Here is a 25,887-nt window from a genome sequence, read left to right on the forward strand (position 1 = left end):
ATGAGCATTGCAGAAGAATTCTGGGTGCCTGACACCTTTGCGATGACATAAGCCATTCCAGCAGTGCAGGAAATAGGTTACTATATTCCGTAATGCTGACAGATCTGCCGAATGTCCTGACAATCTCGCGTATTGTAGCCATACCCATTGTGGTCACTCTGGCTGCATGGGGGAGCCCGCGTACAGATGCCTTGGCGTGTCTGCTATTCATTCTGGCGGGAATAACCGATTACTTTGATGGCAAGCTGGCACGCTCACGCCATCAGATGTCAGATTTCGGGCGCATGTTTGATTCCATTGCAGATAAGCTGCTGGTTGGGGCCTGTTTGATGGTGTTGGCTGGTTTTGCGCGTCTGCCTTATCAGGGTTTGTGGCCTGCCATTATTATTCTGTGCCGTGAAATTCTGGTTTCCGGCATGCGGGAATATCTGGCGGAACGGCGTGCGCGCCTGCCTGTAACCCGTTTGGCAAAGTGGAAAACTGGCTTCCAGATGACAGCCATTGGCTTTTTGCTGGCGGGGGACGGTACTGGCGCTTTGTTGGGTATGCCGTGGCTGCCAGTGGCACTTATTGGTGCTGTATTACTTTGGATTTCTGCGGTGCTTACATTGATAACCGGCTGGGATTATTTAACAACTGGTCTGCGCCATGTTGAAATGTAAAAAACTTTGTTACTCATTTAGTAATACAGAGCATCTATTCCAGAAAAATAACTTCATTTTGCTGCATCGCCTTGTGTCTGGTGGATAAACCGTTATTTAGCATGAGGTGCGGTTCTAAAAGGCCGCAATCGCAGGCAGGGAATGATTCGCCTGCTGTTGAAAGATGATGATTGCGGAGTCAGGGCATGCGGAAAGCCGCTCTTCTAGGTTTATGTATGATCGTGAGCGGATGTGCAGGCTTTGACAAGTTTGTCTCGGATACAGCAACGCTTCCGGGTGAAAACCCAAATGCGACGACTGGGGATGAGCTGAACATGCGGCGGATCAGGGGGCAATCTGCTGTAGATGTTCCTATTCTGCCAGAAGGCGGCAATATGTGGCCCGGCCCACCAACACCGCTGCCTACGCTGGAAGATGTTGAAAAAGACCGAAGCGGCACTGTGCTGGGCGGAGATGCCGCCACAGGTCCGCAACTTCCTGATGGCGAGGAAATGAGCATTGGCGAAAAAGAAGACATTCGCCACGGTGTTATTGGGGGTGGTACGGCAGGTAAACTGCCAGACGCAGAACCAGATGTTTCCAGTAAGTACGGGGCGCATCGCGGGGTAGGTGCCCCTATTGAAATCCCGAATGATGATGGCACCATTACCTTGATCCAGCCAGATGGATCCGTTAGCACCATCAAGGATAACCGTTCTACCGTACATCACTAACGGCTACGCTGTTTAAGCGTGGCAGATGCAACGGCTAGAAAACTCAAACCGCAGTAGGCAGGCCATGACAGGCTCCGTTAATATTCTTTATTTTGCCGCCCTGCGTGAGCAACTGGGGCGTGAAGGCCAGCAGGTTACTCTGCCATCCAATAATGTGCCTGTGGCCGCTTTGGTGCAGGAACTGCGCCAGCATGATGCCAGGTTGGATGAGGTGTTTGCCGCCACACCGCGTATTCGTGTTGCTATCAACCAAAAGCTGGGTGGGTTTGATACCTGCGTGCAACCGGGTGATGAGCTTGCGTTTTTCCCCCCCATGACAGGCGGATGATACCCATGCCTGTCCGTGTTTTGGTGCAACAGGCAGCTTTTGATACGGGGGCTGAAACCGCGCGTCTTTCTGGCCTTTCCGAACAAGTTGGCGGTATGGGCCTGTTTATAGGGCAGGTGCGTGGTGGAGATGGCTTGCTAAGCCTGACGCTGGAACATTATCCGGGCATGACGGAAACAATCCTTCATCAGCTTGCGCAGGAAGCTATGGAGCGGTTCAATCTGCTTGGATGTACGCTCATACACAGGGTTGGCCGGTTAGAAGTGGGTGCGCCTATTGTGCTGGTGGGAACGGCTGCGGCCCATCGGGGTGCAGCACTTTCCGCTACATCGTTCTTGATTGATCGGCTTAAAACCGGCGCGCCGTTCTGGAAAAAAGAAGAATTCGCGAACGGCCATACCGCATGGGTGGATGCGCGGGAAGAAGATGAACACGCTGCAGCGGCATGGATGCACACAGCGCCTTCATCTTCCTAACATTACAGTTTTCAGGACAATACTTTATAAATGGCGTCTGTGAGTTTGCGTAAATCCTGTTTTTCAATGGTAAAGGCAGGGGTTAGGTAAACAATATTACGGAAGGGGCGTATCCACACGCCTTCGGCAATAAAACGCTGCCGCAATGCATCCGGGTTATTGATCTTTTCCAGCTCCACAACCCCAATAGCTCCAAGTGTGCGCACATCCTTTACGCCGGGTAGGGTGCGGCAGGGTTCTAGCGCTTCGGTCAGAAACGCGTTGATGTTTTGCACTTGTTGAAGGCGTGGCTCGGTTTCAAACAGATCGAGCGAGGCATTGGCGCAGGCGCAGGCCAGTGGGTTCGCCATAAAGGTGGGGCCGTGCATAAGCGCATGTTCGGGATTATCAGAAAGGAATGCCTCAAACACATGCCGCCGCGCCACTGTGGCGGCAAGCGCCATGGTGCCCCCCGTAAGCGCTTTTGAAAGCGTGATAATATCGGGTACAATACCAGCCTGTTCGCAGGCAAACATGGTGCCCGTGCGGCCAAAGCCGGTGAAAATCTCATCTAAAATCAGCAGCACATCGTGATCATTCGCAGCTTTGCGCAAGGTGCGCAGTGTTTGTGGAGAATGAAACAACATGCCACCAGCCCCTTGCACCAAAGGCTCGGTTATAATGGCGGCAAGTTCGTGCGCGTGTTTTGCTAGTAAATCCAGAAATGTAGCAGTGCTGGCTTCATCCACTGGCAGAGGGGATATTACGTGCTCCATCAGGGCAGAGCCGTAGAGATGGTGCATGCCTTCTTCCGGGTCACAAACAGACATCGTGGCCAGTGTGTCTCCATGATAGCCACCACGGAACGCCAGCATCTTGGTACGTTTGGTCTGCCCTTTGTTCAGGCGGTACTGAATGGCCATTTTCATGGCGACTTCTACGGAAACCGAGCCTGAATCCGTAAAAAACACCCGTTCCAGATCTCCCGGCAGCATAGTGCATAATCTGCTGGCCAGCCGCAGGGCGGGTTGGTGCATCATGCCGCCAAACATCACATGGGGCATAGTTTCCATCTGCTGGCATACGGCTTGGCGAATATGAGGGTGATTATAGCCGTGGCAGGCTGTCCACCATGCGGCCACGCCATCTACCAGTTCCCGGCCATCTGTCAGGGTTATGCGCGTGTTATGCGTGCGTGCGGCGACAAGTGGCGCAGAGGCTGTTTTCATCTGGCTATAAGGTAGCCAGATATGGGGCAGCCCCTGCGTGTACCATTCCGGCATGGAAGATAAAGATGAGCCGGAAGCTTCTGTCATGGAATGTTTCCCCATAGATGATTGACCCGCCCTTCAGGCTGCGGCACCACATGTTACATGACGCGGTTTGATAATCTTTTCCAGCAGGGGCTGGCGGATCTGTCTGCTCAGGGGCGTTTGCGCACCTGTCAGGAATGGCAATATGCCGGAGATGCGTTGCTCAAACGTTCAGATGGCGTTGTGGTCACAGATTTTTCGTCTAACGATTATCTGGGCCTGCGCATGCATCCCTTGTTGCGTGAGCGTGCATATGCTTGGGCACAGGCAGAAGGCAGTGGCAGCGGTGCCTCCCGGTTGGTTACGGGCACATCTTCCCAAGCTTGTGTGCTGGAAAAGCGCGTGGCGCGGCTAAAGCACATGCAGGCGGCACGTTTGTTTTCTTCCGGCTGGCAGGCCAATGCTTCCTTGGTGCCTGCTTTGGCGCGGCTTTCTACGCAGGTATGTGGGGCACCTGCCATTATTCTGGCGGATAAGCTTATCCATGCCAGCCTGTATCATGGTTGTGCAGCGGCTGGTATACGCCCGATTCGGTTCCGCCATAATGATGTGGCGCATCTTGAAAGCCTGCTTCAAAAAACTGAAGGCGCAGGCCTGCGTATTGTGCTGACAGAAAGCGTGTTCAGCATGGACGGGGATGCCGCAAATATGACCGCACTGCATGAAGTAGCTCAAAAATATGACGCTCTGCTGTGTGTGGATGAAGCCCACGCAACCGGCATATTGGGGCCAGAAGGTGCCGGGTTGGCAAATGGGCTGGCAGATGTGGTGATTGGCACATTCAGCAAGGCTTTGGGCAGTATGGGGGCATTTATTGCTGCCTCCGAGGGGCTATGCAGATGGCTGGATAACGCAGCATCGGGCTTTATTTATTCCACTGCGCCTTCTCCTTTGGTGCTGGGGGCTGTTGATGCAGCGCTTGATTTGCTGCCGCAAATGGATACCCAACGTGCTCATGTTGCTGCACTTGCCACCAGATTTCGCCAGAAAATGCACGATGCGGGGCAGGATACCGGTCCATCCAGCACCCAGATTGTGCCTATTCTGGTAGGGCAGGAGGCGCAGGCGCGTACTCTGGCCCAAAAGATGCAAGAGGCTGGTTTTCTGGCCGTGGCTATTCGTCCTCCCACGGTGCCACCGGGCGGCTGCCGTTTGCGGGTGGTTTTTCATGCCAACCATACATGGGCGCAAATGGAATTACTGGCTGATACGTTCATACGAGCAAGCAAAGGTAGCGCGTAATGGCGCGGCTATTACCTGTGTTTGTACACGGCTGGGCGTTTGGCCCGGAATTCTGGCAACCTGTGCTCGCACAACTGAACTGGGCAGATGCGGTAATGTTGGATCTCGGCTTTTTGAAGCCAGAGGCTAGCGATGTTACAAAAGCGGTTATGCTGAATGATATATGCCAAAAGCAGCAACCCATACTGGGGATTGGCCATTCCCTCGGGTTCATGTGGCTGATGATGCAACGCAGGCAGGGCATTTTGCCAGCGGGAAGCCAGTTTGCAGGTATCAACACATTTGCCAGCTTTGCCAGCCGAGAAGGTTTTCCCGAAGGTGTGGCACCGCGCATTGTTCAACGTATGATCCGAGGCTTGGGGCGAGAACCTGCTGCAGTGGTAAATGATTTTCGACAGCGCTGTGGAGCATTGCCTGTTCCGGCTACACGCTGCCAGCCAGAAGAACTGGCACATGGGCTAGATATTCTGTGCACAGAAGATGTGCGGGCAGATTTGCCATGTGGCCCATTAAATGTGTTGGCAGGGCGGCAGGATGAAATTGCCTCACCCAGTATGACCAAAGCCTCTTTTCCTGCTCCTACACATATAAAATGGGAGGAAAATGGGGGGCATTTGTTGCCTCAAACGCACTCTGTTGAATGTGCCCGATTTTTGGAAACGCTGCGCAACAGGATGGAACGACAGCCATGAAAAACCCCACCCGCGCTGCGCGTATTTGCCAAAGTTTTGATGCTGCCGAAAAGTATGATCAAGCTGCCACGGTGCAGCGTGTGGCAGCGCGTGAATTGTTCCAGCACATACACACCAGCATGGCAGGCAAAAAGCCTCTGCGTATTTTGGAAATTGGCTGCGGCACAGGTTTGCTGACAGAGCACCTGCGCGTTTGCTGGCCAGATGCAGAAATTGTGGCAACAGATTTTGCGCCAAATATGCTGGCGCGCGCTAAAATCCGGTTAGGAGAAAGTGTTACCTACCATCAGATGGACGCGACCGCGCCAGATGTTCGCGGTCCGTTTGATTTGATTTGTGGCAACCTGATTATGCAATGGCTGCCTGATCCCGCAAAGGTTTTGCGCACTTTAGCGGAACTCCTGGCTCCGGGTGGTGTGCTTGCGGTTTCTACATTGCTGGATGGCACATTTGCTGAATGGCAGCAGGCCTGCCAGCAAGAAGGACAGCAACCAGCAACTCCGGTTTACCCAGAATTAGCCAATGCACAGAATTGGCGTCCGCCTGCGTTTTCTGGTGGATGGGCTGAGCAGGATATTGTGCAGGCTTTTGCAGATGGGCTGGATTTTGTAAGGCATCTAAAGGCCACAGGCGCCTCTGTTCCGCGTGAAGGGGCAGTACCGTTATCAGCAATGCAGTTACGGCACATTGCGTTGCGGTTTCAACAAGCAGGATGCGCCATTACATGGCGTGTGGGCTATGCCTGTTTTCGTAAGCCGGCACGTAAAGGGGTGTTTGTAACTGGCACCGATACCGGCATTGGTAAAACGCTGGTTTCTGCCTGCTTGGTGCGGCGCTGGCAGGGGGCTTATTGGAAGCCTCTGCAAAGCGGTCTGGCGGATGAGGAAGGGGATACCCCTACGGTTAAGAAGCTTGCCGGAGATCCACCTTGCTTCAAACCCGCAGGAGCTTTTCTTGCTTCACTTTCTCCCGATGCCGCAGCGCGAGCAGAAGGCGTGCAGATTGATCCGGCCCAACTGGTGCTGCCGCAAGGTGAAGCAGCTAAGCCGCTGGTTGTAGAAGGCGCGGGTGGCCTCATGGTGCCTGCAACCCCAGACTTGATGATGATTGATCTGGCCCAACGCTGGGGTTTGCCCGTCGTACTGGTGGCACGGAGTGGGCTAGGCACGCTCAATCATACTTTATTGAGCTTGGAAGCCTTGCGCGCCCGCCAAATTGCTGTGGCAGGTGTAGTGCTAAGTGGCCCACTGAATGCGGAAAATCGTGAGACAATTGCGCAAAAAGGTAAGGTGCGCATTTTGGCAGAAGTGCCATTTTGTGCGGACATTACGCCAAATGTTGTTTCAGAACTGGCAGAGCTGTTTCCGCAATGGGATGATATTTATCCGAGATAGAAACAATAAATGCCTGCGCGGGAATAATAACTTTTTGCCACGCAGGCATGTTACTTAATACTGTCTGATTAATCCTGCTAGGCAGCCCTGAATGCGCAGTTTTTCAGCCGGCACAATACGGGTTTCGTAGCTGGAGTTAGCTGGTTCCAGCGCAACCATATTGCCTTTGCGCCGCAGGCGTTTGAGCGTGACTTCGTGTTCATCAATCAACGCCACAACAATCTGCCCATTTTCAGCTTGGTCTGTGCGGCGGATAATTACATTATCACCATCCAGAATGCCAGCATCCACCATGGAATCCCCAGCCACTTCCAGCGCGTAGTAATCTCCCGTGCCCAGCATTTCGGTCGGAACCGTGATGGCGTAGGAGGTATCCGGTACGGCTTCTATGGGCAGGCCAGCAGCAATGCGTCCATAAAGCGGGATTCTGACGGTTTCGGCTTTGGGGCGGGTAAAGCTGGCACGCACCACATTGGGTGGCAGTTCCTGCATTTCTGGCAGTTGAATAACTTCCAACGCCCGTGCCCGATGATGGTGACGGCGTAAAAAACCGCGTTCTTCCAGCCCGGAAATCAGCCTGTGAATGCCAGATTTGGAACGCAGGCCCATAGCCTCACGCATTTCATCAAAGGAAGGTGAAAAACCTGTCTGTTTGAGGTGCGAATCAATAAAAAGTAGGAGTTTGTGCTGTTTGCGCGTCAGCATATCGCACCTCAAAAAGCGACTGTCGGAATGAAAAGAAAATCTTAATCTTGTTCTATATAAGTTCTCTTTTTATGTCAAGGGAGAGATCAGGGCAGGCGAATAATCTGGCAGGGTGTGCCTGCTTTTTGCGCCGGAGCAAAGGGGGCACGAAGCACCAGCACCTGGCTTTGCTTGAGAATATTCAGCTGGGCTGAATCCTGCCGGGAAAAAGGCGTGGCCACAGCTACAGCGCCTTTTGGGGAAGGCGCAAGTGTTGCGCGTAAAAAATCCTGCCGGGCATCGTTTTCTTTGACATCACAGCCCAGAATCGCGGGCTCTGTTTGCAGTTCGGTGCCAACGGGCAGCCCCATAAGGGTGTGCAGTGCAGGCGTTACAAACACAATGGAACACACCATTGCGGCCACCGGGTTGCCGGGCAGGCCGATAATGGGGGTGTTACCTAGCCGGCCAAACATCAGCGGTTTGCCCGGGCGCATGGCAATTTTCCAGAAATCCTGCTGTAACCCAATTTCGGCCAGCGCAGGGCGCACCAAATCGTAATCTCCCACACTGGCGCCACCAATGCTCACCAGCATGTCCAACGTGGCAGCTTGGCGGAACTGGGTTGTCAGGCTTTCCATGTTGTCTCGCGCAATGGGGAGCATAATGGTTTCTGCGCCTTGCTGTTGTAACAGGGCCGCCACCATGAAGGAGGCAGAATTAAAAATGCCGTCCGCAGGGTCTGGGTCTCCGGGCAGGATAATTTCATCACCCGTGGCCAGAATACCTACGCGCGGGCGGCGCGAAACCGTAAGCCAGACATGCCCGCCCGCAGCGGCCAGCCCGATATCTCGTGGGCCGAGTCTGCGCCCTGCTGGCAACAACTCGTCATTTTTCTGAAAATCCTGTCCTTGCTGGCGAATATACTGGCCTTGGCGTGCTGAAGCGGTCAGCTTGGCGTGGTCACCTTCGCGCTGCACGTTTTCCTGAATGATCACGGTATCTGCGCCAGCGGGAATTTGCGCGCCGGTAAAGAGGCGAACACATTCCCCTTTCTGCACCGTAACAGCAGATGGGTGGCCTGCGGGTATTTCGTCCACAATGTGCAAAACCGCGCCTTCCAGCGCATCTTCCGCTTTTGCGGCATATCCATCCATTGCGGAAACAGAAACCGGTGGGTTGGCCGTGCGGGCATGAACAGGCTGGGCCAGCACCCGCCCACAAGCTTGTGAAAGCGGCACAATTTCCTGCCCACATGTTTTTAGGTTTTCAAGAATTCGGGCGCGCGCAACAGCCACATCCAGCATGAAAATTCCTCCTTTTTTGGCCTGTTGCACCGCTTTGATGCAAGAATACTTGACCTTTTGCACTTGTATGCGCATTTTGCCGGCACTTGAACACCGTCGGTGCCGTTTATGCGGCTCCGTACATCATGCTCTGCTGAGGAAGTCATGGCCAAGACCAACGTTATCAAGATCCGTCTCGTCTCCACGGCGGACACCGGTTACTTCTACGTGACCAAGAAAAATGCTCGTGCGCACACCGGTAAAATGGAACTGAAGAAGTACGATCCGGTTGCTTGCAAGCACGTCGTGTTCCGCGAAGCTAAGATCAAATAATCTGCATTCTTTGGAATGTGGATATGAAAAACGGCGCCCCAGAGCGCCGTTTTTTTATACCTGATCGTGCCGGAGGAATATGTTATCCGGCACAAATATAAGGTGGAGGCGCTTAAAACAGCGGGTCTCGCCTATCGTAAGGCACAACAATATCGTTACGGTCTGCCATGTTCAGCATGGCGCGGGCGCGTTCATCCAGAATATCTGTATCCAGAGATTGCTCACGCAGGCCGTTTACGCGGCGGTGCCATGCAGCCTGCTCGGCAATGGCATCCTGTTTGGATTGCTTGGCCTGTTCTAGTAGCCCCAATTGCTGCCTGTAGGCCTGAATGCCATGATCGCCCTGCGTTGCGTTCCAGCCAAAATAGCCCGCAATGCCAAGAAAAACCAAAGGGGGCACAACCGCCCGCACTGTGCGACGAATGAAACGACCGATCTGCACTCTGGCGCTGCCTTTTTTCTGGTTCTGTGCAGTTTAGCCTGCACCTCTGGGTCTTCCTTTCTGTCTAAACCATGAAGTGTGGCAGCGCCAAGGCATGAGGGCATGAAAAAAGCCGCCTCCGGGTGGGGAGGCGGCTTTTTTGCAAGCTGTTGCGCTAAAAGCGCTGTGGTTTATGCAGTTTTCAGAATGGTGCGGCCTGCATAGCGTGCGGCGGTTGCCAGTTCCTGCTCGATACGGATGAGCTGATTGTATTTGGCTGTCCGATCGGAACGGGAAAGGGAGCCGGTTTTGATCTGCCCGCAGTTTGTGGCCACGGCCAGATCAGCAATGGTGGAATCTTCTGTTTCACCAGAGCGGTGGCTCATCACGGCAGTGTAGCCAGCGCGATGCGCCATTTCCACGGCCTGAAGTGTTTCCGTCAGTGTGCCAATCTGGTTGACTTTCACCAGCAGGGAGTTGGCAACACCAGCCTGAATGCCGCGGCGCAGGCGTTCTGGGTTTGTCACAAACAGATCATCCCCGACCAACTGGATTTTTTTGCCCAGTTCCTGCGTCAGTAGGGCCCAGCCTTCCCAGTCATCTTCGGCCATACCGTCTTCGATGGAAACAATCGGGTAACGGCTCACAAGGTCAGACAGGTAGGACACCATACCAGCGGAATCGAACTCCTTGCCTTCGCCCTTCAGGTTGTATTTGCCATTCTTGAAGAACTCGGTGCTGGCGCAATCCAGCGCAAAAGTTACGTCTTCACCCGGGCGGTAGCCTGCGGCTTCCACCGCGCGGGTAATAAAGCCCAGTGCTTCATCAGCAGATTTAAGGGCAGGGGCAAAGCCGCCTTCATCCCCAACATTGGTGTTGTAACCAGCAGCGCTGAGGGCCTTTTTTAACTGGGCAAAAATTTCCGAACCCCAGCGGATGGCATCGGCCACAGTAGGTGCTCCCACCGGCTGCACCATGAATTCCTGAATATCAATGGGGTTATCTGCATGTTCCCCACCGTTGACAATGTTCATCATCGGCACGGGCAGAACATGGGCAAATACGCCGCCAATGTAGCGGTATAGCGGCACATGCAGTTCGGCTGCCGTGGCTTTGGCAATGGCAAGGGACACACCCAGAATGGCGTTGGCACCCATACGGCCTTTGTTGGGTGTGCCATCCAGATCGATCATGGCGTTGTCGATATCAATCTGATCTGCCGATTCGGCACCCTGTAGCGTGGGCAGAATTTCGTTTTCAATGTTCTCAACAGCTTGAAGAACACCTTTGCCACCAAAACGCTTGGGGTCACCATCACGCAGTTCTACGGCTTCATGCGCACCGGTTGAGGCACCAGAAGGAACAGCCGCACGCCCTCTGGCGCCGGATGCCAGCTCCACATCTACTTCAACCGTTGGGTTGCCGCGGCTGTCCAGAATTTCACGTGCGATAATGTCAACAATGGCACTCATTGGTGTTTCCGTTCCTTTATTGTCTGGCCTCTGGCGGCAGAAGCCGGTGTTATTCTTTTTGGTTCCGGGCGGAACACGGTGGGCAGGGTAAACCTGCCTACGGTTGCTAGTGGCCGCTTGTTGGGCTTTTCTGTCAACCACATTGGGTATGAAATTATCAGGTAAAGGCCTGCTGCACGTTCATGAAAAAACTTCCATTTCTGGCTGTAGTGCTCATGGTGATGGGGCTTTTGCCCTTTGTTGCCTGCACATGTGGCATTGTGTTTTTTGATTCCGGCGTGCCTGTGCCCAATCTGTTGATGGCGTTGGTGATTTATGGGGCGGTGAGCCTGTCCTTTATTGGGGCCGTGCATTGGGGGCTGGCGCTAGAGCTCGATCGCGCCATTCTCACAAGTGGGGCAGACAGGGCAGATAATCTGCGGCTGGTTTTGGGTGTTGTGCCAGCCTTTGCCGGGTGGATTGTTGCTTACCTGGCTTACGCATGGGTGCCGCTTGCCGGGGTAATTGGTTTGGCCGTGCTTTTCCCGCTGGTGGCATTGGCAGAGCGCGGGACGTGGCAACGTGGGTGGTTGCCGCCCGGTTACATGGGCATGCGCTGGATTGCCACGGCGGTAACGGAATGTTGCCTGTTGATGGTGCTGCTTGTGCGGGCATTCTGAATATTAAAGCGGCATAACCCCTTGCAGAAGCAGGGTTTGAGGCGTGTTATAACGCCAAGATGCAGCAGCACATCGCCAGTAACGGAGGCAAGGTAGAGAGTATGAACGGCAAACCGCGCATTCTGGTAAAAGGGGCCGGTGTGGCGGGTATGACAGCCGCCGTAGCTCTGGCCGAACGGGGCGGAGATGTGACCCTGTATGAGAGCGGAGGCCGCGTGGGGGCTGGGGCCTCATGGATGGCAGGCGGTATGCTTGCCCCTTGGTGCGAAGCCGAATCAGCGCCAGAGGAAGTCACAGCCCAGTCCATCGATTCGGTAGATTGGTGGGCGGAGCATGTGCCCGATGTTACGCGTGAAGGCAGCCTTGTGTTGGCACCTGCGCGAGATGTGGGGGAAGTTGCTCGCTTTGGCCGCCGCACATCGCACTTTCAGACGATAGGCACGGCAGAAATTACCCAGCTTGAGCCAGATCTGGCAGGCCGTTTTCATAAGGGACTGTTCTTTCCCGATGAAGGGCATGTGGACCCGCGCAAGGCATTAAAGGCCCTTCTGGCACGGCTGGAACAACTGGGCGGCCACGCCGAGTTTGGTGAAACCTGCCCAGATGAATCCGCATTTGATTGGGTGGTAGATAGTACTGGCCTTGCTGCGCGTGACAAGTTGGATAATCTGCGTGGCGTGCGGGGTGAAATGCTGCTGCTGCGCTGCCTGGATGTTACCTTGCATCGGCCAGTGCGGATGCTGCACCCGCGTATACCGGTTTACATTGTGCCAAGGGCTGACCATGTGTTCATGGTTGGTGCCACCATGATTGAAAGCGAAAATGCTGGCGGCATGGCAGTACGTTCCATGATGGAACTGCTGAACGCAGCATGGACTTTGCACCCCGGCTTTGCCGAGGCAGAAATTCTGGAAATGGGCACGGGTTTGCGTCCGTCTTACCCAGATAACATGCCCCGCGTGGTGCAGGATGGAAAACGCATTTATATCAACGGTATGTACCGGCACGGTTTTCTGCTTTCTCCTGCTCGGGCGCGGGAGGCGGCAGACTTGATATTTGGCGCACAGGCCTAAGGAGCAACGCCCGATGAAAGTTGTGGTTAACGATACAGCGCACGAGGTATCCGCCAAAACGCTGGCGGCCCTAATAGATGAGCTAGGCTATAGCGGCGCCCGCATTGCCACGGCGCTGAATGGTCGGTTTGTGCCCAAAGCAACGCGAAATGAAACGCGGCTGGAAGAGGGTGCGCAAATTGAAATTGTTGCCCCCATGCAAGGGGGTTGAGGGCATGGCTGTTTCATTTTATGGGCAGGATGTTGTCTCGCCGCTTATGCTGGGTACAGCCCAGTATCCATCCCCCGAAATTTTGCGCGATGCCGTAATTGCGGCACAGCCGGGGGTTGTGACCGTTTCCCTCCGCCGCGAATCTGCGGGGGAGCGTGCTGGGCAGGCGTTCTGGTCTCTTATTCAGGAACTCAAGGTGCCTGTGCTGCCAAACACGGCAGGCTGCCACACGGTTAAGGAAGCTGTCACCACTGCGCATATGGCGCGGGAAGTGTTCGGCACGGATTGGGTGAAGCTGGAAGTGATTGGCGAGCTGGATACGCTTCAGCCAGATGTGTTCGGGCTTGTAGAGGCCGCGCGTATTCTTACGGAAGATGGTTTTAAGGTCTTTCCCTACACCACGGAAGATTTGGTGGTGGCGGAAAAACTTCTGGCCGTGGGGTGTGAGGTGCTGATGCCGTGGGGTGCGCCCATTGGTTCCGGCAAGGGTTTGAACAACGTGTTTGGCTTGCGGGCCATGCGGGCGCATTTTCCCGGTGTGCCGTTGGTAGTGGATGCAGGCATTGGTGTGCCCTCTCACGCCGCGCAGGCGCTGGAGCTTGGTTATGATGCCGTGCTGATAAACACCGCCGTGGCCAAGGCAGGAGATCCCGTAAATATGGCCCGTGCGTTTCGCCTGGCAGTAGAGGCGGGGGAACTAGCCCGTATTGCAGACCCAATGGAAGAGCGCGATATGGCTGTTCCTTCTACTCCCGTTGCAGGAAAGGCCATGCTGGCATGACAGCTCTGCCCCAAAAGATTTATCCCGTTGTTGATAGTGCCACATGGGTGGACAGGCTGGGTGGAGCAGGTGCGCGCTTTATCCAGCTCCGCCTGAAAGACATGGAAGAAGACGCACTGCGCACAGAAATTCGCCAAGGCCATGCCTATGCCAAGCAGCATGGGGTATGCCTTGTGCTGAACGATTACTGGCAGATCGCGCTGGATGAAGGCATAGATTACATTCATCTGGGGCAGGAAGATCTGGATACGGCAGATCTGGCCGCTATTCGTAAAGGCGGTATTCGCCTTGGCATCAGTACTCATTGCCATGAGGAACTGGATCGCGCCCTAAGCTGCAACCCGGATTATGTGGCCCTTGGCCCTATTTGGGAAACCAAGCTGAAAAAAATGGCGTTCGGTCCCCAAGGTCCGTTGAAGCTGACAGAATGGCGCAAGCTTATTGGCAACCTGCCACTGGTTGCCATTGGCGGCATTACGCTGGAACGTGCATGGGCTTGTATTGAGGCCGGGGCCGATAGTGTTTCTGCCGTATCAGCCTTTATTCGCCAACCAGACCCGGAAGGGCAGGTTAAGGCGTGGCTGACTGCTGTAGAAGGCTAAAGCTGCAACCGTTTAGCCGCCGCTAAAAATGCGTGCGGCATCGGTTTTGTTAAACAACGTCAGCAAAATGCGTGGTGCTGCCGGCAAATTTTTTTCCGGCATGCTGGTGGGTGGGCCATCGGGCAGAATCTCCGTGGCTTCATCATGTGCTGTGTCTAACAGCATATCCACCAGCATTTCTGGCGCCATGCGGTAGTCGGGCAGGCCGGATTGGCGACGGCCCGTTGCTTCACCTCCGCCACGTAGGCGGAAATCCTCATCCGCGATGAGAAAGCCATCTTCTGTTTCCTTCAGGCAGGAAAGCCGACGGCGCGCCGTAAGGCCCAAGCCTTCATCATGCAGCATAAGGCAGAAGGAAGCATCAGCCCCACGCCCCACACGGCCACGGAGCTGATGCAACTGCGCCAGCCCAAAGCGTTCTGCATGTTCTATCACCATGATTGTGGCGGAGGGCACATCCACGCCCACTTCAATCACGGTGGTGGCCACCAGCATACGGGTTTCACCATTAGAAAAGGCTTGCAGCACTTCCTCACGCACATTGGCATCCTGTTGCCCATGCGCCAGCCCAATTTTATCTCCAAACCGTTCAACAAGAGCTGCATGGCGGGCCTCGGCGGCGGCTAAATCCATGGCTTCACTTTCCGAAACCAGAGGACACACCCAAAAAATCTGTGCCCCTTTGTCTAGCGCGCGGCCAATGCCAGCCAGCACATCTTCAAAATTGCCAAGGCTGTGCAGGGATGTACGCACAGGCTTACGGCCAGCCGGTTTACCCTCTAACCGGCTAATTTGCATTTCCCCAAAGCGGGTGAGCAACAGCGTGCGGGGGATGGGGGTTGCTGTCATGACCAGCATATCGGCCTCATAGCCTTTTTCCACCAACGCCAAGCGTTGATCGACCCCAAAGCGGTGCTGCTCATCAATAACGGCCAGCCCCAGATCAGCAAATTTCACCCCATCCTGCACAAGTGCGTGGGTGCCTACCACCAGCTTGGCGGTGCCATCGGCAATATCTTGCAAGGTTTGTTTGCGCGCCTTGCCTTTGACAGAGCTGGATAAAAACGCCACCGGCACAGGGGAGAGGCGCCGGAACGTAGCCGCATGCTGGCGGGCCAGAATTTCCGTAGGCGCCATAAGGGCGGCTTGAGTGCCAGCTTCTACCGCCCGCAACATAGCCATAAGGGCCACAAGGGTTTTGCCTGCCCCCACATCACCTTGCAAAAGGCGGCTCATGCAATGCGAGGTAGCCATATCGGCTTCAATTTCTTGCAGAACGTGTTTTTGGCCGTAGGTAAGCTCATGCCCAAAGCTGGCGAGTGCCTGCTTTTGCAAGTGGCCATTACCATTCAGGCTACGGCCGGGCCGGGCGCGAGATGCCTGTTGGGCAATCCGCATGGCCAGTTGGTCTGCCAGCAGCTCATCACACGCCAAACGCGCCTGCGCACGTGTGCGGTTGCTGTGCCACGCATCGCCCTGTGCACTATCGGGGATGGTATCTGGAAAGTGCATCCAGTTCAGGGCCGTGGCAAAATCCGGCCAGTTTTTCTGCTTGATAAGCGCTTTATCATGCCATTCGGGCAGGTTGGGCGGCAAAAGGCGGAGAGCTGCTGCCATAGCCATGCGCACTTGCCCGGTAAACAGCCCAGCCGTAAGGGGCCAAACGGGGTCTAGCAGCGGAATGCGCTCTATCTGGCTTGCGGGTACTAAATAATCGGGGGATGTGATGGTGAGCTTATCGCCAAAGCGTTCCACCTTGCCGGAAAGAGCAATGCTTTCTCCCTTTACAACCTGTTTGGCCTGCCAAGGAGAAAAAAACGCGACTTCCAGCATACCCGTGGCATCATCAATCATCACGCGCCACGGCTGGCGGGTGCGCGGGGTCGGGCTACGAATATCCTGCACTACGCCAGTAACGGTTGCGATTGTATCGGGCCTGAGTTGCGCCAATGTAGGCCGTAGTCTGCGGTCTGTAATGCTTTCTGGCAGGCAGAATAGCAAGTCCATTACCCTGCGGCCGCCTGCAATGCGGCCTAGCAGCTTGGCGCGTGCGGTGCTGATACCGGGCAGGCTTTCAAGCGGGGCCAGTAATGGGGCTAGGGCAGAATTGCCATCTTGCCCTGTAACCGAAGAGGATGTGAAGGAAAGGGGACTGGACACAAGCGGTACACAAGCCTCTGTTTGGCAGGCTGACAGACAGGTTTAGCAACGGTATAGGACACCAGCGCCATGCAAGACAATTTTACAGCTTCTTCTCCTTCATCTTCCTCCAGCGCATCTGGCGTGGCGGAAGATAATCTGGCTGCCCGCAGGCGGCGGCTGAAGTTCCGTGCTAACCATCGGGGCACGTTTGAAACAGATATTCTGATTGGCGGCTTTGTAGAAGCCAACGCAGATACCATGACGGCAGAAGAACTGACGGATATGGAAAACATTCTGGAAATGCCAGACCCAGAGCTGACAGACTGGCTGTTTGGGCGTTTGCCATTGCCGGAAGAGAAAGCCACCCCCATGTTACGCCGGATGGTAGAAGATAGCCGTATCAGGCGCGGCGGTTGATAAAACCCTTCAGGCTCCGGCAAAGGCATGCTGGCAGCTTGCGGGGTGTGCGTATTTAAGAACAGGCGGATACCGGGATGACAGCACAAACAGGCACACAAAAACGGATAGCAACCGTGTGGGGCGTGCCAGAAGGGTATGATGCCCTTTTGCTGGCGCGTCGTGCGCGGGATCATAAAGGTCCGGTGCTGCATATTGCGCGCAATGATGCCGCCATGGCCCGCCTGAATGATATGCTGGCCTTTGTGGCGCCTGATGTGGATGTGTTGCGTTTTCCCGCATGGGATTGCCTGCCGTATGACAGAGTTTCCCCCAACCCTGCCATAGTGGCCGAGCGTGTTTCCACCCTTACGCGTCTGCTGGAACCCGCAAAAGGCCGCCCTCGGCTTGTGCTGGCTACGGTAAATGCCGTGGTGCAGCGTGTGGCCCCGCGTAAAACGTTTGAGGGGCAATCACTTTCCATTCGCACGGGGGAAAGTCTGGATCAGGGCTTTCTGATCGAGTTGCTAATCGCCAATGGTTACACTCGCACAGATACGGTGATGGAAGCCGGGGAGTTTGCAACCCGTGGCGGTATTTTTGATCTATACCCTGCCGGTGCAGGTGAACCCCTGCGGCTTGATCTGTTTGGGGATGAAGTTGAGAACATCCGCGCGTTTGATCCGGGGTCTCAACGCTCTACGGCCAAGCGTGATGGGCTGACACTTTGCCCTGTTTCTGAATTCTCGCTGGATAAGGAAAGCATTTCACGCTTCCGCACCGGATGGCGTGATGCCTTTGGCCCCGCTGCCACGTCTGATCCGCTTTATGAACATATTTCTGATGGGCGCAGGCATCCGGGTATCGAACACTGGCTGCCTTTGTTCCATGATCATTTAGAAACGCTGTTTGATTACCTGCCCGATGTTGCTGTTTCACTCGAACATCAGGCAGAGGATGTGCTCAAAGCCCGGCTGGAAATGATAGAAGACCACTATCAGGCCCGCCGTCAGCCTGTGCGGGAAGGGGAAATACCATATCGCCCACTCCCTCCGCATCTGCTCTATCTGGATGAAAAAGGGTGGGATGCCTGCCTGTCCCGCGTGCCTGTGGTGGCATTTAGCCTCTATGCACAACCAGATGGTGCCGGAGGGGTGGATGTAGGTGGCCGCCCCGGTAAGATATTCTCCAAAATTGTACCCGGTGCCCAGCGTGAGCAGGTGTTTACGCTATTGGGGGATCAGGTAAAGGAATGGGCACAGGTTAAGCGCCGCGCCTTTGTGGCGGCATGGACCAAGGGCTCGCGCGAGCGTATTGCCACATTGCTGCGTGAACACGGTGTGCCAACCCAGACATATGAAACATGGGAACAAGCCCACAAAGCCAAACCCGGCCCGGTTGGGTTGCTTACACTTGGTCTAGAACGCGGCTTTGTTGCAGATGATCTGGCGTTTGTTTCTGAACAGGATCTGCTGGGTGAACGTATTGGCCGCCCACCGCGCCGCCGCCGCCGTGCAGATGAACTGATTGCCGAAGCCAGCGAACTTTCCGCCGGTGATCTGGTGGTACATCAGGATTATGGGATTGGCCGTTATGATGGGCTGGAAACAGTAAGCGTAGGTGTTGCCCCGCATGATTGCTTGCGCCTGTTGTATGATGGCGGGCAGAAACTCTACCTGCCGGTAGAAAATATTGAACTGCTCAGCCGCTTTGGGTCAGGCCAAGCAGGCGTTGCGTTGGATAAGCTGGGCGGCACGGCATGGCAGAACCGTAAATCGCAAATGAAAAAGCGCATTCGCGATATGGCGGGTGAGCTTATTAGAACCGCCGCCATGCGTGCCCTAAAGGAAGCGCCGGAACTGGTTCCGCCGGAGGGACAGTGGGATGAGTTCTGTGCCCGCTTCCCATTTGTGGAAACGGATGATCAGGCACGTGCCATTGCGGATGTGCTGGAGGATATGTCTTCCGGCCGACCAATGGATCGTCTGGTATGTGGTGATGTGGGCTTTGGTAAAACCGAGGTAGCCTTACGTGCGGCCTTTGTGGCGGCCATGTCTGGTGGGCAGGTAGCGGTTGTGGTGCCTACCACGCTTCTGGCCCGGCAGCATTACCGCACCTTTGCTGCGCGGTCTGAGGGCTTTCCCATTAAGGTGGCGCAACTTTCGCGCATGGTAACGGGTAAGGAAGCTACAGCAGTGCGTAAGGGCATTGCAGATGGTAGCGTGAACATTGTTATCGGCACGCATGCATTGTTGGCTAAAACGGTTCAGTTTGCCTCACTCGAACTGTTGATTATTGATGAAGAACAGCATTTTGGCGTGTCTCATAAGGAAAAGCTGAAAGCCCTGCGCGAAGATGTGCATGTGCTCACACTTTCTGCCACACCATTGCCCCGTACGCTCCAACTCTCGCTTTCCGGTGTGAGGGAAATGAGCCTGATTGCCACCCCACCAACAGACAGGCTGGCAGTGCGCACCTTCATCATGCCGTTTGATAGTGTGGTGATAAGGGAGGCCATCCAGCGAGAACGCTTCCGTGGTGGGCAGATTTTCTGCGTGGCGCCGCGTATTGAGGATCTAGACAGGCTAGCTGAACGGCTTACCGCCATTGTGCCCGATGCCCGGCTAATACAGGCGCATGGTCGCCTTTCCGCCACAGAGCTGGAACGGGTGATGACCGAGTTTTCAGACGGCAAATACGATATTCTGCTCTCCACCAATATTGTGGAAAGCGGACTGGATATGCCTGCGGTGAATACGCTGATTATCCATAGGGCAGATATGTTTGGTCTTGGGCAGCTTTATCAGCTGCGTGGGCGCGTGGGACGTGGCAAGCAGCGAGGTTACGCTTACCTGACATGGCCACAAACGCATGTGCTTTCAGATTCCGCTGAAAAGCGGCTGGAAGTGATGCAAACGCTGGATACGTTGGGTGCTGGCTTTACGCTGGCTTCGCACGATCTGGATTTGCGTGGTGCGGGTAATCTGCTGGGCGATCAGCAATCCGGCCATGTGCGCGAAGTGGGGATCGAACTTTACCAGCAGATGCTGGAAGATGCCGTGGCCGACCTCCGCTCAGATAAAAATCGCCGTGCCGCAGAAGATCGGGACTGGACGCCCAACATTGTTATGGGCCTGCCTGTGTTGATCCCGGATGAGTATGTAACCGATCTGCCCGTAAGGCTTGGGCTATACCGCCGTATCAGCGCGCTGGCATCGGATGCGGAACTGGAAGCCATGGAAGCCGAACTGATAGATCGGTTTGGTTCCCTGCCGCCGGAGGTCAAGAACCTTCTGGATATTGTGGAGCTTAAACGCCTGTGCCGTCAGGCCGGGGTAGAGCGTGTAGAGGCTGGCCCCAAAGGCATGGTGCTGCAATTCCGTAATAATACCTTCCGCAACCCAGCAGGGTTAGTGCAGTGGATGGGGAAATGGAAGGATGTCACAGTCCGCTTACGGCCAGACCATAAAATGGCGGTTGTGCGCGAACTCACCAACGTGCAGCGCATAGATCTGGCCCGGCGCGTGCTGAAGGATCTGGCCGGTATGTGTGAAAAAGTTATGGAAATGGCCTAACCAGGCCCAATGGCCGGAGGGCTGCATTTAAGTACCTCCGGCCATTTTGTTTATTTAAGCGGGATGGGAAAGCCGTTTACGGTGAGTACACCGCTTTCCCATTTTGTATCCCACGTATTCTGCTCACCATGTTTATGGCTCACCAAACGGGCCACAACCATGCCTGCGGCCAGTTTCATCTGCTTGGCGGTGCGGGCCTTATCAATCAGTGTTTCCAGATTGGTAATTTCCAGATGTCCAGAGGCAGATGTGTTGTTCACATTGCCTGTAAGCGTTGCCACGCCATTACCGTGTAGGGAGGCTTCACCCTGCGTGGCATCAAAGCTGGAAATGGTGGCATGCACGGCGGGAGCACTGGTGCTGCGGCCCCCAATGGCGCTCATAAGGGCAGGTACTTCCGCCGCGGGAAGCGAGAACGTGGCATGGGCTGCTGTAGGCAGCAGATCCTGATTGGCAACATTATGGAAACTTACCCCATCCATACCCAATGATGCCGAGGCAGTCGCGCTGCCACCCTGCATCTGGTAGCGCGCGGTGTTGACCGTTACCTGTGCGGCCCCGTGCGTGAGCGTAGCGTTCTGCCATGTCAGATCATAGCTTTTGCCAGTCTGAAGGCCCGCCAGAACGCGCTTGCCCTGTGTGTTCAGCCAATCAGTGCACGCGGCATTGTGATGTCCCGTCATGGCGGACATGAGTAGCAGAGAGGCCGCATCTGCCAGATCATGCGTGGCTTCGGGCGTTTCTCCAGAACCATGCAGGGTAAGGTGTCCTGCCTTAAAAGTTGTTCCGCCATCTGGGGTGCGTAACACCAGATTCTGATATGTAACGCCTTGTGCCGTTTCCTGCCCAGAAGCGCGGGAAACCACCGCACAGCCAGAAGGAGGGGCCGCAAAAGCCGGAGCCGCAGCAACTGTGGCATAAATGCTCACAGCACCGAGAACGGAGAGGGACGGGAAAGTATACTGTTTCATTTCAGTTAAAGGGTGCCGTAAGTAAAACATGCAGGCAACCAGAAAGAAGAACGAAAGGGCAGGCGTGTGCGGTTTTTGAAATTGGACCCCTTTTTAATGGGGTTGGTCAGCGCTGTGTTGCTGGCAACGTTCTTTCCCTGTCATGGGGCGGCTGTTCCGGTTTTTAGATGGCTTTCCATTAGCTTGATTGCCCTGATGTTTTTTTTGCAGGGTGCAAGGCTTTCTCGCAAGGCTGTGGTGGATGGCTTGGTGGCATGGAAGCTGCACCTGCTCATTCTATGCTGCACCTTTGTGTTATTCCCTCTTTTGGGGCTATTGGGCCACGCACTCCTGCCCAATCTGATGCAACCAGAAGTCTGGATGGGTGTGCTGTTTTTGTGTTGCCTGCCTTCCACTGTGCAGTCTTCCATTGCGTTTACCTCTATTGGTGGGGGCAATGTGCCTGCGGCGGTGTGTGCCGCTACGGCTTCTAACGTTTTGGGCATTTTTATTACGCCGGTGTTGGTAGGGCTTATTCTAAGCAAACATGGTGGTGCGGCTGGTAACCCGCTGGATATTGTGTACCAGCTTTTGCTACCCTTTATTTTGGGGCAGGTGTTGCAGCCATGGCTTGGCCCGTGGGCGCACCGCAATAAAAAACTGCTTTCTTTTTCAGACCGAGGTTCTGTGCTGGTTGTGGTGTATGCGGCATTCAGTGATGCCGTTATGCAAGGGCTTTGGCATAAGCTACCAGTGGCAGAACTGGGCGTAATTGCGCTGGTGGATGCCGTGTTGCTGTTTGTGGTGCTGGGCATTACCATTTTTGCTGGTCGCGCCTTTGGCCTGCCCCTTAAAGATGAAATTGCAGTGGTGTTCTGTGGCTCCAAAAAAACACTGGCATCTGGGGTGCCTATGGCCAATGTACTGTTTCCTCCCGCATCGGTGGGGATGATTGTTCTGCCACTTATGATATATCACCAGATCCAGCTTTTTGTATGCGCCGTTCTGGCCCGCCGTTTTGCCCGTATGACACAGCAGGCAGAACAGCATGAGCAAAAGACAGAGATACGTCACGCATCCTGAATACGGATATTGGAGAAAACAGAAGTGGCCGGGTTAGATCCAGAAAACTGGGAAGAATTGCGCACGCTGGGCCACCGCATGTTGGATGACATGCTTGAGTCCATAAAAAACGTGGCAAAAGGCCCGGTATGGCAACCTATGCCGGATACGCTGCGGCAGAACTTTAAACAGGCTCCTTTGCCCCAAGGCGCACAACCGCTTGAAGGGCTGTACGAACAGTTTGCCAGTGCAGTGCAGCCTTATGCAGTGGGCAACCGGCACCCGCGCTTTATGGGGTGGGTGCATGGCGGTGGCACGGCACAGGGTATGTTGGCAGAAATGCTGGCCGCTGGCCTAAACGCCAATCTGGGTGGCCGTAACCATGCTCCGGTTGAAGTGGAACGCATGGTTATCCGCTGGGCCGCGGAAATGTTCGGCTTTCCAGATACAGCAAGCGGTGTGCTGGTTACCGGTTCTTCCATGGCCAACTTTATTGCCATTCTTACGGCCAGCCGCGCAGTCCCAGATGGCACCGCTGTGCGTGAGCAAGGGGTGGCAGGCCGCAAACTGGTAGGATACGCAGCACAAACTGCACATGGATGTGTGGCCCGTGCGTTTGATATGGCCGGGTTGGGCATGAAGGCCCTGCGCCGCGTGCCGGTTGATGCTGCATTCCGTATGGATATGCAGGCGCTGCGCCGCATGGTGGCGCAGGATAGGGCGGATGGATACGAGCCTTTTCTGGTTGTCGGCACGGCAGGTACTGTGGACACAGGCAGTGTGGACCCGCTGGATGAGCTGGCAGATTACGCAAAGGCCGAAAAGCTCTGGTTCCATGTAGATGGGGCTTTTGGCGCGTTGGCACAGTTGGCGCCAGACTATGCTCCGTTGCTCAAGGGGTTGGAGCGGGCCGATAGCCTTGCCTTCGATTTTCATAAATGGGCACAAGTGCCTTACGATGCAGGCTGCGTGCTTGTGCGAGAACAGGGGCGGCAAGCGGCAACTTTTGCGCAATCCTTAGCCTATCTCTCGCGCGAGGATCGTGGACTGGCAGCAGATGCCCCATGGTTTTGTGATCTGGGGCCAGACCTTTCACGCGGGTTTCGGGCGCTTAAGGTGTGGTTCACGCTGGCGGGGTTTGGCACCCAAGGGTTGGGTAATGTGGTGGCGCAATCCTGTGCGGTAGTGCAATATCTGGCATCACGCGTGGTCACCACACCCGGCCTTACCCTGCTGGCTCCGGTAACGCTGAATATTGTGTGTTTTCGGGTGGACATGCCCGATGTGGGTGATCTGGATTCGCTGAATGCGGAACTGGTGAAGGATCTTCAGGAAAGTGGCATTGCCGCCCCGTCCACCACGCGCATTCATGGCAAGCTGGCTATTCGTGCAGCTATTGTAAACCACCGCACAACCAAGGAAGATGCAGATATTATGCTGGCTGGCTTGGTAGATCTGGCGCAAGCCCGTCTGGGCCGCCCGCTGTCCTAAATACAAGGCCGGGCAGGCGGCGCCTTTGCTTTTAACGGGAGCGTTTACGTGGGCCGCGTTTTTCTTCAAACAGAGCGGAAAGGGACTGGAGCATCGTGCCTCCCAGTTCCTCCGCATCTGTAATGGTAACGGCCTTTTGGTAATAGCGTGTTACATCGTGCCCGATACCAATAGCCGTTAATTCTACAGGGCTGCGGTTTTCGATCATGTCAATCACAGCACGCAAATGGTCTTCCAGATAAGATGCTGGGTTGACGGAGAGTGTGCTGTCATCCACCGGCGCGCCATCTGAAATAACCATCAGAATTTTGCGGGCTTCCTGCCTGTTTCTGATACGGTTCCATGCCCAAAGCAGGGCTTCACCATCTATGTTTTCTTTCAGCAGGCCTTCACGCAGCATCAGGCCCAGATTTGTGCGGGCACGACGCCACGGCATATCGGCTGATTTGTAAACAATGTGGCGCAAATCATTCAGGCGGCCCGGTTCTGGGGGCTTGCCGTTTTGCAACCAGAGTTCCCGGCTTTGGCCACCTTTCCATGCGCGGGTGGTAAAGCCCAGAATTTCCACCTTTACGCCACAATGTTCTAGCGTACGGGCCAGAATATCCCCGCAGGATGCCGCAACAGAAATAGGCCGCCCTCGCATGGAACCGGAATTATCAATCAGCAGAGTTACGACCGTATCGCGGAATTCCGTATCTTTCTCCTGCTTGTAGGACAGGGAAAGCATAGGATTTACCACAATGCGGGATAGGCGGCCCGCATCCAGAATACCTTCTTCCAGATCGAACGACCAAGAGCGCGTTTGCTGCGCCATCAAACGGCGCTGAAGCCGGTTGGCAAGCCGAGACACCACACCGTGCAAAGTGGCTAATTGCAGATCAAGCTGATGCCGCAGGCGGGAAAGTTCTTCGGGGTCGCACAATTCTTCTGCGCGAATCTCTTCATCAAACTGGGTGGTGTAGGGGTGATAGCCTCTGGCTGTTAGGCCGGGTTCATTTTCTGGCCTGCTGCCGGGGCCCGAGGCTTCCCCCGTGCCTTCACCCATACTGGCATCGTGTTCTTCTTCTGCAAATTCTGAAGAAGATTCGCCGCTTCCCGCCATCAGTTGAGGTTGAGAGATTTCCTCTTCCTGCTCATCCTGCTGTGGGGATGTGTTTTCTTCCTGATCTGGGGGAGGTGGATTTGAATCATCCTGCGAATCCGCAGGTTCGGAAGAATCGTTGTCGGCATCCATATCTTCAGATGCCCTGTCATCTTCTGTCAGGGCGCAGACAGCCATAAGCTGACGGCTGGCGCGCGCGTATGCGGCCTGATCCGTCTGGTGCTTGGCCATTTCATCCAGCGCACTCAAGGCTTCTGGCGGAAGGGTTTGCTTCCATTTCTCCAGAATAGCCTGAGCCGGTTCAGGCACCGGTTGGCCTGTCAGTTTTTCACGCGCCAGTAATTCCAGCCCCACGACGGGGGAAAGCTGGGAGGCATCTTTCATCCGGTCCAAGCCAGACGCACGGATATCCTGTTCAAGCCGCTGCCGCAGGTTGGCCGCCACGCCTTTCATGTGGCGTGCGCCTACAGATTCGATTCTGGCTTGTTCCAGTGCATCATACACATCCCGCGCCTGCGTTTCGGCAGGCTGGCGTGCGGCGTGCAGGGCAAAGTCATGGTGCTTTAGGCGCAGTGCCTGCGCATCTGCTGCACCACGGATGCGCTGCATTTCCTCCTCATTTAAATTGAGAGAAGGAGATTGCAGCCGCACTTTTTTCCCAAGGCTGATCGGGGCCAGAGGCATGTTGCCGCTGTGGAAGGAAACACCTGCCTCTTTCTGCCCGCCAATAGCGCGTAAAGCGGCAGATGTAGCCTGCTTGAAAGTGTCCGCCCGTTTTTCCGCCTGTTCCCGAGAGAAAGGCGGCGTGTTGGGAGAAGAGGGACCTTTGGTGCGCTCAGCCATGA

At 55.1% G+C, this 25,887-nt stretch carries 25 protein-coding genes; 17 read left to right on the forward strand and 8 right to left on the reverse strand.

The window, feature by feature from the left end; genetic code table 11:
* Positions 1 to 92 precede the first annotated feature (92 nt).
* The 4 genes from pgsA (at position 93) to A4S02_RS03400 (ending at position 2,179) form a co-directional block, all read left to right on the forward strand.
* A complete protein-coding gene (gene pgsA, locus A4S02_RS03385) occupies positions 93 to 662 on the forward strand; it encodes a CDP-diacylglycerol--glycerol-3-phosphate 3-phosphatidyltransferase (protein ID WP_003623001.1) in 570 nt (189 codons plus the stop codon).
* Positions 663 to 847: 185 nt separating this feature from the next.
* A complete protein-coding gene (locus A4S02_RS03390; RefSeq protein ID WP_019090175.1) occupies positions 848 to 1,375 on the forward strand; it encodes a hypothetical protein in 528 nt (175 codons plus the stop codon).
* Between the two features lie 64 nt (positions 1,376 to 1,439).
* Entirely contained in the window at positions 1,440 to 1,703 is a 264-nt protein-coding gene (gene moaD, locus A4S02_RS03395; RefSeq protein ID WP_019090176.1) for a molybdopterin converting factor subunit 1, read from the forward strand.
* 5 nt (positions 1,704 to 1,708) lie between these two features.
* Complete coding sequence (locus tag A4S02_RS03400; RefSeq protein WP_019090177.1) at positions 1,709 to 2,179, forward strand: molybdenum cofactor biosynthesis protein MoaE; 471 nt, start codon at positions 1,709 to 1,711, stop codon at positions 2,177 to 2,179.
* 11 nt (positions 2,180 to 2,190) lie between these two features.
* Here the strand turns inward: A4S02_RS03400 and A4S02_RS03405 are convergent, their stop codons facing one another.
* Positions 2,191 to 3,489 carry an adenosylmethionine--8-amino-7-oxononanoate transaminase gene (locus A4S02_RS03405; RefSeq protein WP_070322952.1) on the reverse strand — a complete coding sequence of 433 codons (1,299 nt, stop codon included), beginning with the start codon at positions 3,487 to 3,489 and terminating at the stop codon, positions 2,191 to 2,193.
* Positions 3,490 to 3,531: 42 nt separating this feature from the next.
* On the opposite strand from A4S02_RS03405, the gene A4S02_RS03410 reads away from it, so the two are divergent.
* From A4S02_RS03410 to bioD, 3 genes are read left to right on the forward strand one after another with little or no spacing between them, the layout of a single operon-like run.
* Positions 3,532 to 4,713 carry an aminotransferase class I/II-fold pyridoxal phosphate-dependent enzyme gene (locus tag A4S02_RS03410; protein ID WP_070322953.1) on the forward strand — a complete coding sequence of 394 codons (1,182 nt, stop codon included), beginning with the start codon at positions 3,532 to 3,534 and terminating at the stop codon, positions 4,711 to 4,713.
* Complete coding sequence (locus tag A4S02_RS03415) at positions 4,713 to 5,405, forward strand: alpha/beta hydrolase (RefSeq protein ID WP_070322954.1); 693 nt, start codon at positions 4,713 to 4,715, stop codon at positions 5,403 to 5,405. The genes A4S02_RS03410 and A4S02_RS03415 overlap by 1 nt, the downstream gene beginning before the upstream one ends.
* On the forward strand, positions 5,402 to 6,799 hold the full coding sequence (gene bioD / locus A4S02_RS03420; RefSeq protein ID WP_070322955.1) for a dethiobiotin synthase: 1,398 nt from the start codon (positions 5,402 to 5,404) through the stop codon (positions 6,797 to 6,799). The genes A4S02_RS03415 and bioD overlap by 4 nt, the downstream gene beginning before the upstream one ends.
* A gap of 54 nt (positions 6,800 to 6,853) precedes the next feature.
* Here bioD and lexA read toward each other — a convergent pair whose 3' ends face one another.
* Positions 6,854 to 7,504, reverse strand: a complete 651-nt coding sequence (gene lexA / locus A4S02_RS03425; RefSeq protein WP_070322956.1) for a transcriptional repressor LexA — start codon at positions 7,502 to 7,504, stop codon at positions 6,854 to 6,856.
* 86 nt (positions 7,505 to 7,590) lie between these two features.
* Positions 7,591 to 8,865, reverse strand: coding sequence for a molybdopterin molybdotransferase MoeA (locus tag A4S02_RS03430; protein ID WP_082246734.1), 1,275 nt, complete (start codon positions 8,863 to 8,865; stop codon positions 7,591 to 7,593).
* A gap of 69 nt (positions 8,866 to 8,934) precedes the next feature.
* Here A4S02_RS03430 and rpmG point away from each other — a divergent pair, with 69 nt between their 5' ends.
* Entirely contained in the window at positions 8,935 to 9,102 is a 168-nt protein-coding gene (rpmG, locus tag A4S02_RS03435; protein ID WP_070322957.1) for a 50S ribosomal protein L33, read from the forward strand.
* 112 nt (positions 9,103 to 9,214) lie between these two features.
* Here the strand turns inward: rpmG and A4S02_RS03440 are convergent, their stop codons facing one another.
* Positions 9,215 to 9,544, reverse strand: a complete 330-nt coding sequence (locus A4S02_RS03440) for an FtsB family cell division protein (RefSeq protein ID WP_003623018.1) — start codon at positions 9,542 to 9,544, stop codon at positions 9,215 to 9,217.
* Between the two features lie 170 nt (positions 9,545 to 9,714).
* Positions 9,715 to 10,995, reverse strand: a complete 1,281-nt coding sequence (gene eno / locus A4S02_RS03445) for a phosphopyruvate hydratase (protein ID WP_019090184.1) — start codon at positions 10,993 to 10,995, stop codon at positions 9,715 to 9,717.
* Positions 10,996 to 11,177: 182 nt separating this feature from the next.
* Here eno and A4S02_RS03450 point away from each other — a divergent pair, with 182 nt between their 5' ends.
* From A4S02_RS03450 to A4S02_RS03470, 5 genes are all read left to right on the forward strand, one after another.
* Positions 11,178 to 11,654: a DUF3429 domain-containing protein gene (locus A4S02_RS03450; RefSeq protein ID WP_070322958.1), complete on the forward strand. Its 477-nt coding sequence runs from the start codon at positions 11,178 to 11,180 to the stop codon at positions 11,652 to 11,654.
* Positions 11,655 to 11,755: 101 nt separating this feature from the next.
* The gene (gene thiO / locus A4S02_RS03455) at positions 11,756 to 12,727 is read left to right on the forward strand and encodes a glycine oxidase ThiO (RefSeq protein ID WP_070324157.1); all 972 of its coding nucleotides are present in this window, start codon (positions 11,756 to 11,758) and stop codon (positions 12,725 to 12,727) included.
* Between the two features lie 13 nt (positions 12,728 to 12,740).
* A complete protein-coding gene (thiS, locus tag A4S02_RS03460) occupies positions 12,741 to 12,938 on the forward strand; it encodes a sulfur carrier protein ThiS (RefSeq protein ID WP_019090188.1) in 198 nt (65 codons plus the stop codon).
* 4 nt (positions 12,939 to 12,942) lie between these two features.
* On the forward strand, positions 12,943 to 13,719 hold the full coding sequence (locus A4S02_RS03465; RefSeq protein ID WP_019090189.1) for a thiazole synthase: 777 nt from the start codon (positions 12,943 to 12,945) through the stop codon (positions 13,717 to 13,719).
* Positions 13,716 to 14,321 carry a thiamine phosphate synthase gene (locus A4S02_RS03470; protein ID WP_070322959.1) on the forward strand — a complete coding sequence of 202 codons (606 nt, stop codon included), beginning with the start codon at positions 13,716 to 13,718 and terminating at the stop codon, positions 14,319 to 14,321. Before A4S02_RS03465 ends, A4S02_RS03470 begins: the two co-directional genes overlap by 4 nt.
* 12 nt (positions 14,322 to 14,333) lie before the next feature.
* Here A4S02_RS03470 and recG read toward each other — a convergent pair whose 3' ends face one another.
* Positions 14,334 to 16,481, reverse strand: a complete 2,148-nt coding sequence (recG, locus tag A4S02_RS03475; RefSeq protein WP_070322960.1) for an ATP-dependent DNA helicase RecG — start codon at positions 16,479 to 16,481, stop codon at positions 14,334 to 14,336.
* Between the two features lie 69 nt (positions 16,482 to 16,550).
* Here recG and A4S02_RS03480 point away from each other — a divergent pair, with 69 nt between their 5' ends.
* Together A4S02_RS03480 and mfd are read left to right on the forward strand one after the other, a co-directional pair.
* A complete protein-coding gene (locus tag A4S02_RS03480; protein ID WP_003623435.1) occupies positions 16,551 to 16,880 on the forward strand; it encodes an FAD assembly factor SdhE in 330 nt (109 codons plus the stop codon).
* A gap of 77 nt (positions 16,881 to 16,957) precedes the next feature.
* Positions 16,958 to 20,434 carry a transcription-repair coupling factor gene (gene mfd / locus A4S02_RS03485; RefSeq protein WP_070322961.1) on the forward strand — a complete coding sequence of 1,159 codons (3,477 nt, stop codon included), beginning with the start codon at positions 16,958 to 16,960 and terminating at the stop codon, positions 20,432 to 20,434.
* Positions 20,435 to 20,484: 50 nt separating this feature from the next.
* Here the strand turns inward: mfd and A4S02_RS03490 are convergent, their stop codons facing one another.
* Complete coding sequence (locus tag A4S02_RS03490; RefSeq protein WP_070322962.1) at positions 20,485 to 21,435, reverse strand: DUF945 family protein; 951 nt, start codon at positions 21,433 to 21,435, stop codon at positions 20,485 to 20,487.
* Positions 21,436 to 21,471: 36 nt separating this feature from the next.
* Here A4S02_RS03490 and A4S02_RS03495 point away from each other — a divergent pair, with 36 nt between their 5' ends.
* The gene (locus A4S02_RS03495) at positions 21,472 to 22,467 is read left to right on the forward strand and encodes a bile acid:sodium symporter family protein (protein WP_082246735.1); all 996 of its coding nucleotides are present in this window, start codon (positions 21,472 to 21,474) and stop codon (positions 22,465 to 22,467) included.
* 24 nt (positions 22,468 to 22,491) lie between these two features.
* Positions 22,492 to 23,937, forward strand: a complete 1,446-nt coding sequence (locus A4S02_RS03500; protein ID WP_070324158.1) for a pyridoxal phosphate-dependent decarboxylase family protein — start codon at positions 22,492 to 22,494, stop codon at positions 23,935 to 23,937.
* Between the two features lie 31 nt (positions 23,938 to 23,968).
* Here the strand turns inward: A4S02_RS03500 and cobT are convergent, their stop codons facing one another.
* On the reverse strand, positions 23,969 to 25,885 hold the full coding sequence (gene cobT, locus A4S02_RS03505; RefSeq protein WP_070322964.1) for a cobaltochelatase subunit CobT: 1,917 nt from the start codon (positions 25,883 to 25,885) through the stop codon (positions 23,969 to 23,971).
* Positions 25,886 to 25,887: the final 2 nt, after the last annotated feature.

Source organism: Acetobacter ascendens (assembly GCF_001766235.1).
Classification (GTDB): Bacteria; Pseudomonadota; Alphaproteobacteria; order Acetobacterales; family Acetobacteraceae; genus Acetobacter; species Acetobacter ascendens.

What these genes read in the sequence shown, in the direction of transcription:
- A4S02_RS03490 (WP_070322962.1), bottom strand. Translation starts at nt 21,435, where the DNA reads ATGTTTTACTTACGGCACCCTTTAACTGAAATGAAACAGTATACTTTC.
- A4S02_RS03405 (WP_070322952.1), bottom strand. Translation starts at nt 3,489, where the DNA reads ATGGGGAAACATTCCATGACAGAAGCTTCCGGCTCATCTTTATCTTCC.
- A4S02_RS03450 (WP_070322958.1), top strand. Translation starts at nt 11,178, where the DNA reads ATGAAAAAACTTCCATTTCTGGCTGTAGTGCTCATGGTGATGGGGCTT.
- bioD (WP_070322955.1), top strand. Translation starts at nt 5,402, where the DNA reads ATGAAAAACCCCACCCGCGCTGCGCGTATTTGCCAAAGTTTTGATGCT.
- moaD (WP_019090176.1), top strand. Translation starts at nt 1,440, where the DNA reads ATGACAGGCTCCGTTAATATTCTTTATTTTGCCGCCCTGCGTGAGCAA.
- lexA (WP_070322956.1), bottom strand. Translation starts at nt 7,504, where the DNA reads ATGCTGACGCGCAAACAGCACAAACTCCTACTTTTTATTGATTCGCAC.
- thiO (WP_070324157.1), top strand. Translation starts at nt 11,756, where the DNA reads ATGAACGGCAAACCGCGCATTCTGGTAAAAGGGGCCGGTGTGGCGGGT.
- rpmG (WP_070322957.1), top strand. Translation starts at nt 8,935, where the DNA reads ATGGCCAAGACCAACGTTATCAAGATCCGTCTCGTCTCCACGGCGGAC.
- A4S02_RS03400 (WP_019090177.1), top strand. Translation starts at nt 1,709, where the DNA reads ATGCCTGTCCGTGTTTTGGTGCAACAGGCAGCTTTTGATACGGGGGCT.
- A4S02_RS03415 (WP_070322954.1), top strand. Translation starts at nt 4,713, where the DNA reads ATGGCGCGGCTATTACCTGTGTTTGTACACGGCTGGGCGTTTGGCCCG.
- A4S02_RS03470 (WP_070322959.1), top strand. Translation starts at nt 13,716, where the DNA reads ATGACAGCTCTGCCCCAAAAGATTTATCCCGTTGTTGATAGTGCCACA.
- mfd (WP_070322961.1), top strand. Translation starts at nt 16,958, where the DNA reads ATGACAGCACAAACAGGCACACAAAAACGGATAGCAACCGTGTGGGGC.
- A4S02_RS03430 (WP_082246734.1), bottom strand. Translation starts at nt 8,865, where the DNA reads ATGCGCATACAAGTGCAAAAGGTCAAGTATTCTTGCATCAAAGCGGTG.
- A4S02_RS03390 (WP_019090175.1), top strand. Translation starts at nt 848, where the DNA reads ATGCGGAAAGCCGCTCTTCTAGGTTTATGTATGATCGTGAGCGGATGT.
- cobT (WP_070322964.1), bottom strand. Translation starts at nt 25,885, where the DNA reads ATGGCTGAGCGCACCAAAGGTCCCTCTTCTCCCAACACGCCGCCTTTC.
- A4S02_RS03480 (WP_003623435.1), top strand. Translation starts at nt 16,551, where the DNA reads ATGCAAGACAATTTTACAGCTTCTTCTCCTTCATCTTCCTCCAGCGCA.
- A4S02_RS03465 (WP_019090189.1), top strand. Translation starts at nt 12,943, where the DNA reads ATGGCTGTTTCATTTTATGGGCAGGATGTTGTCTCGCCGCTTATGCTG.
- eno (WP_019090184.1), bottom strand. Translation starts at nt 10,995, where the DNA reads ATGAGTGCCATTGTTGACATTATCGCACGTGAAATTCTGGACAGCCGC.
- pgsA (WP_003623001.1), top strand. Translation starts at nt 93, where the DNA reads ATGCTGACAGATCTGCCGAATGTCCTGACAATCTCGCGTATTGTAGCC.
- A4S02_RS03410 (WP_070322953.1), top strand. Translation starts at nt 3,532, where the DNA reads ATGACGCGGTTTGATAATCTTTTCCAGCAGGGGCTGGCGGATCTGTCT.
- thiS (WP_019090188.1), top strand. Translation starts at nt 12,741, where the DNA reads ATGAAAGTTGTGGTTAACGATACAGCGCACGAGGTATCCGCCAAAACG.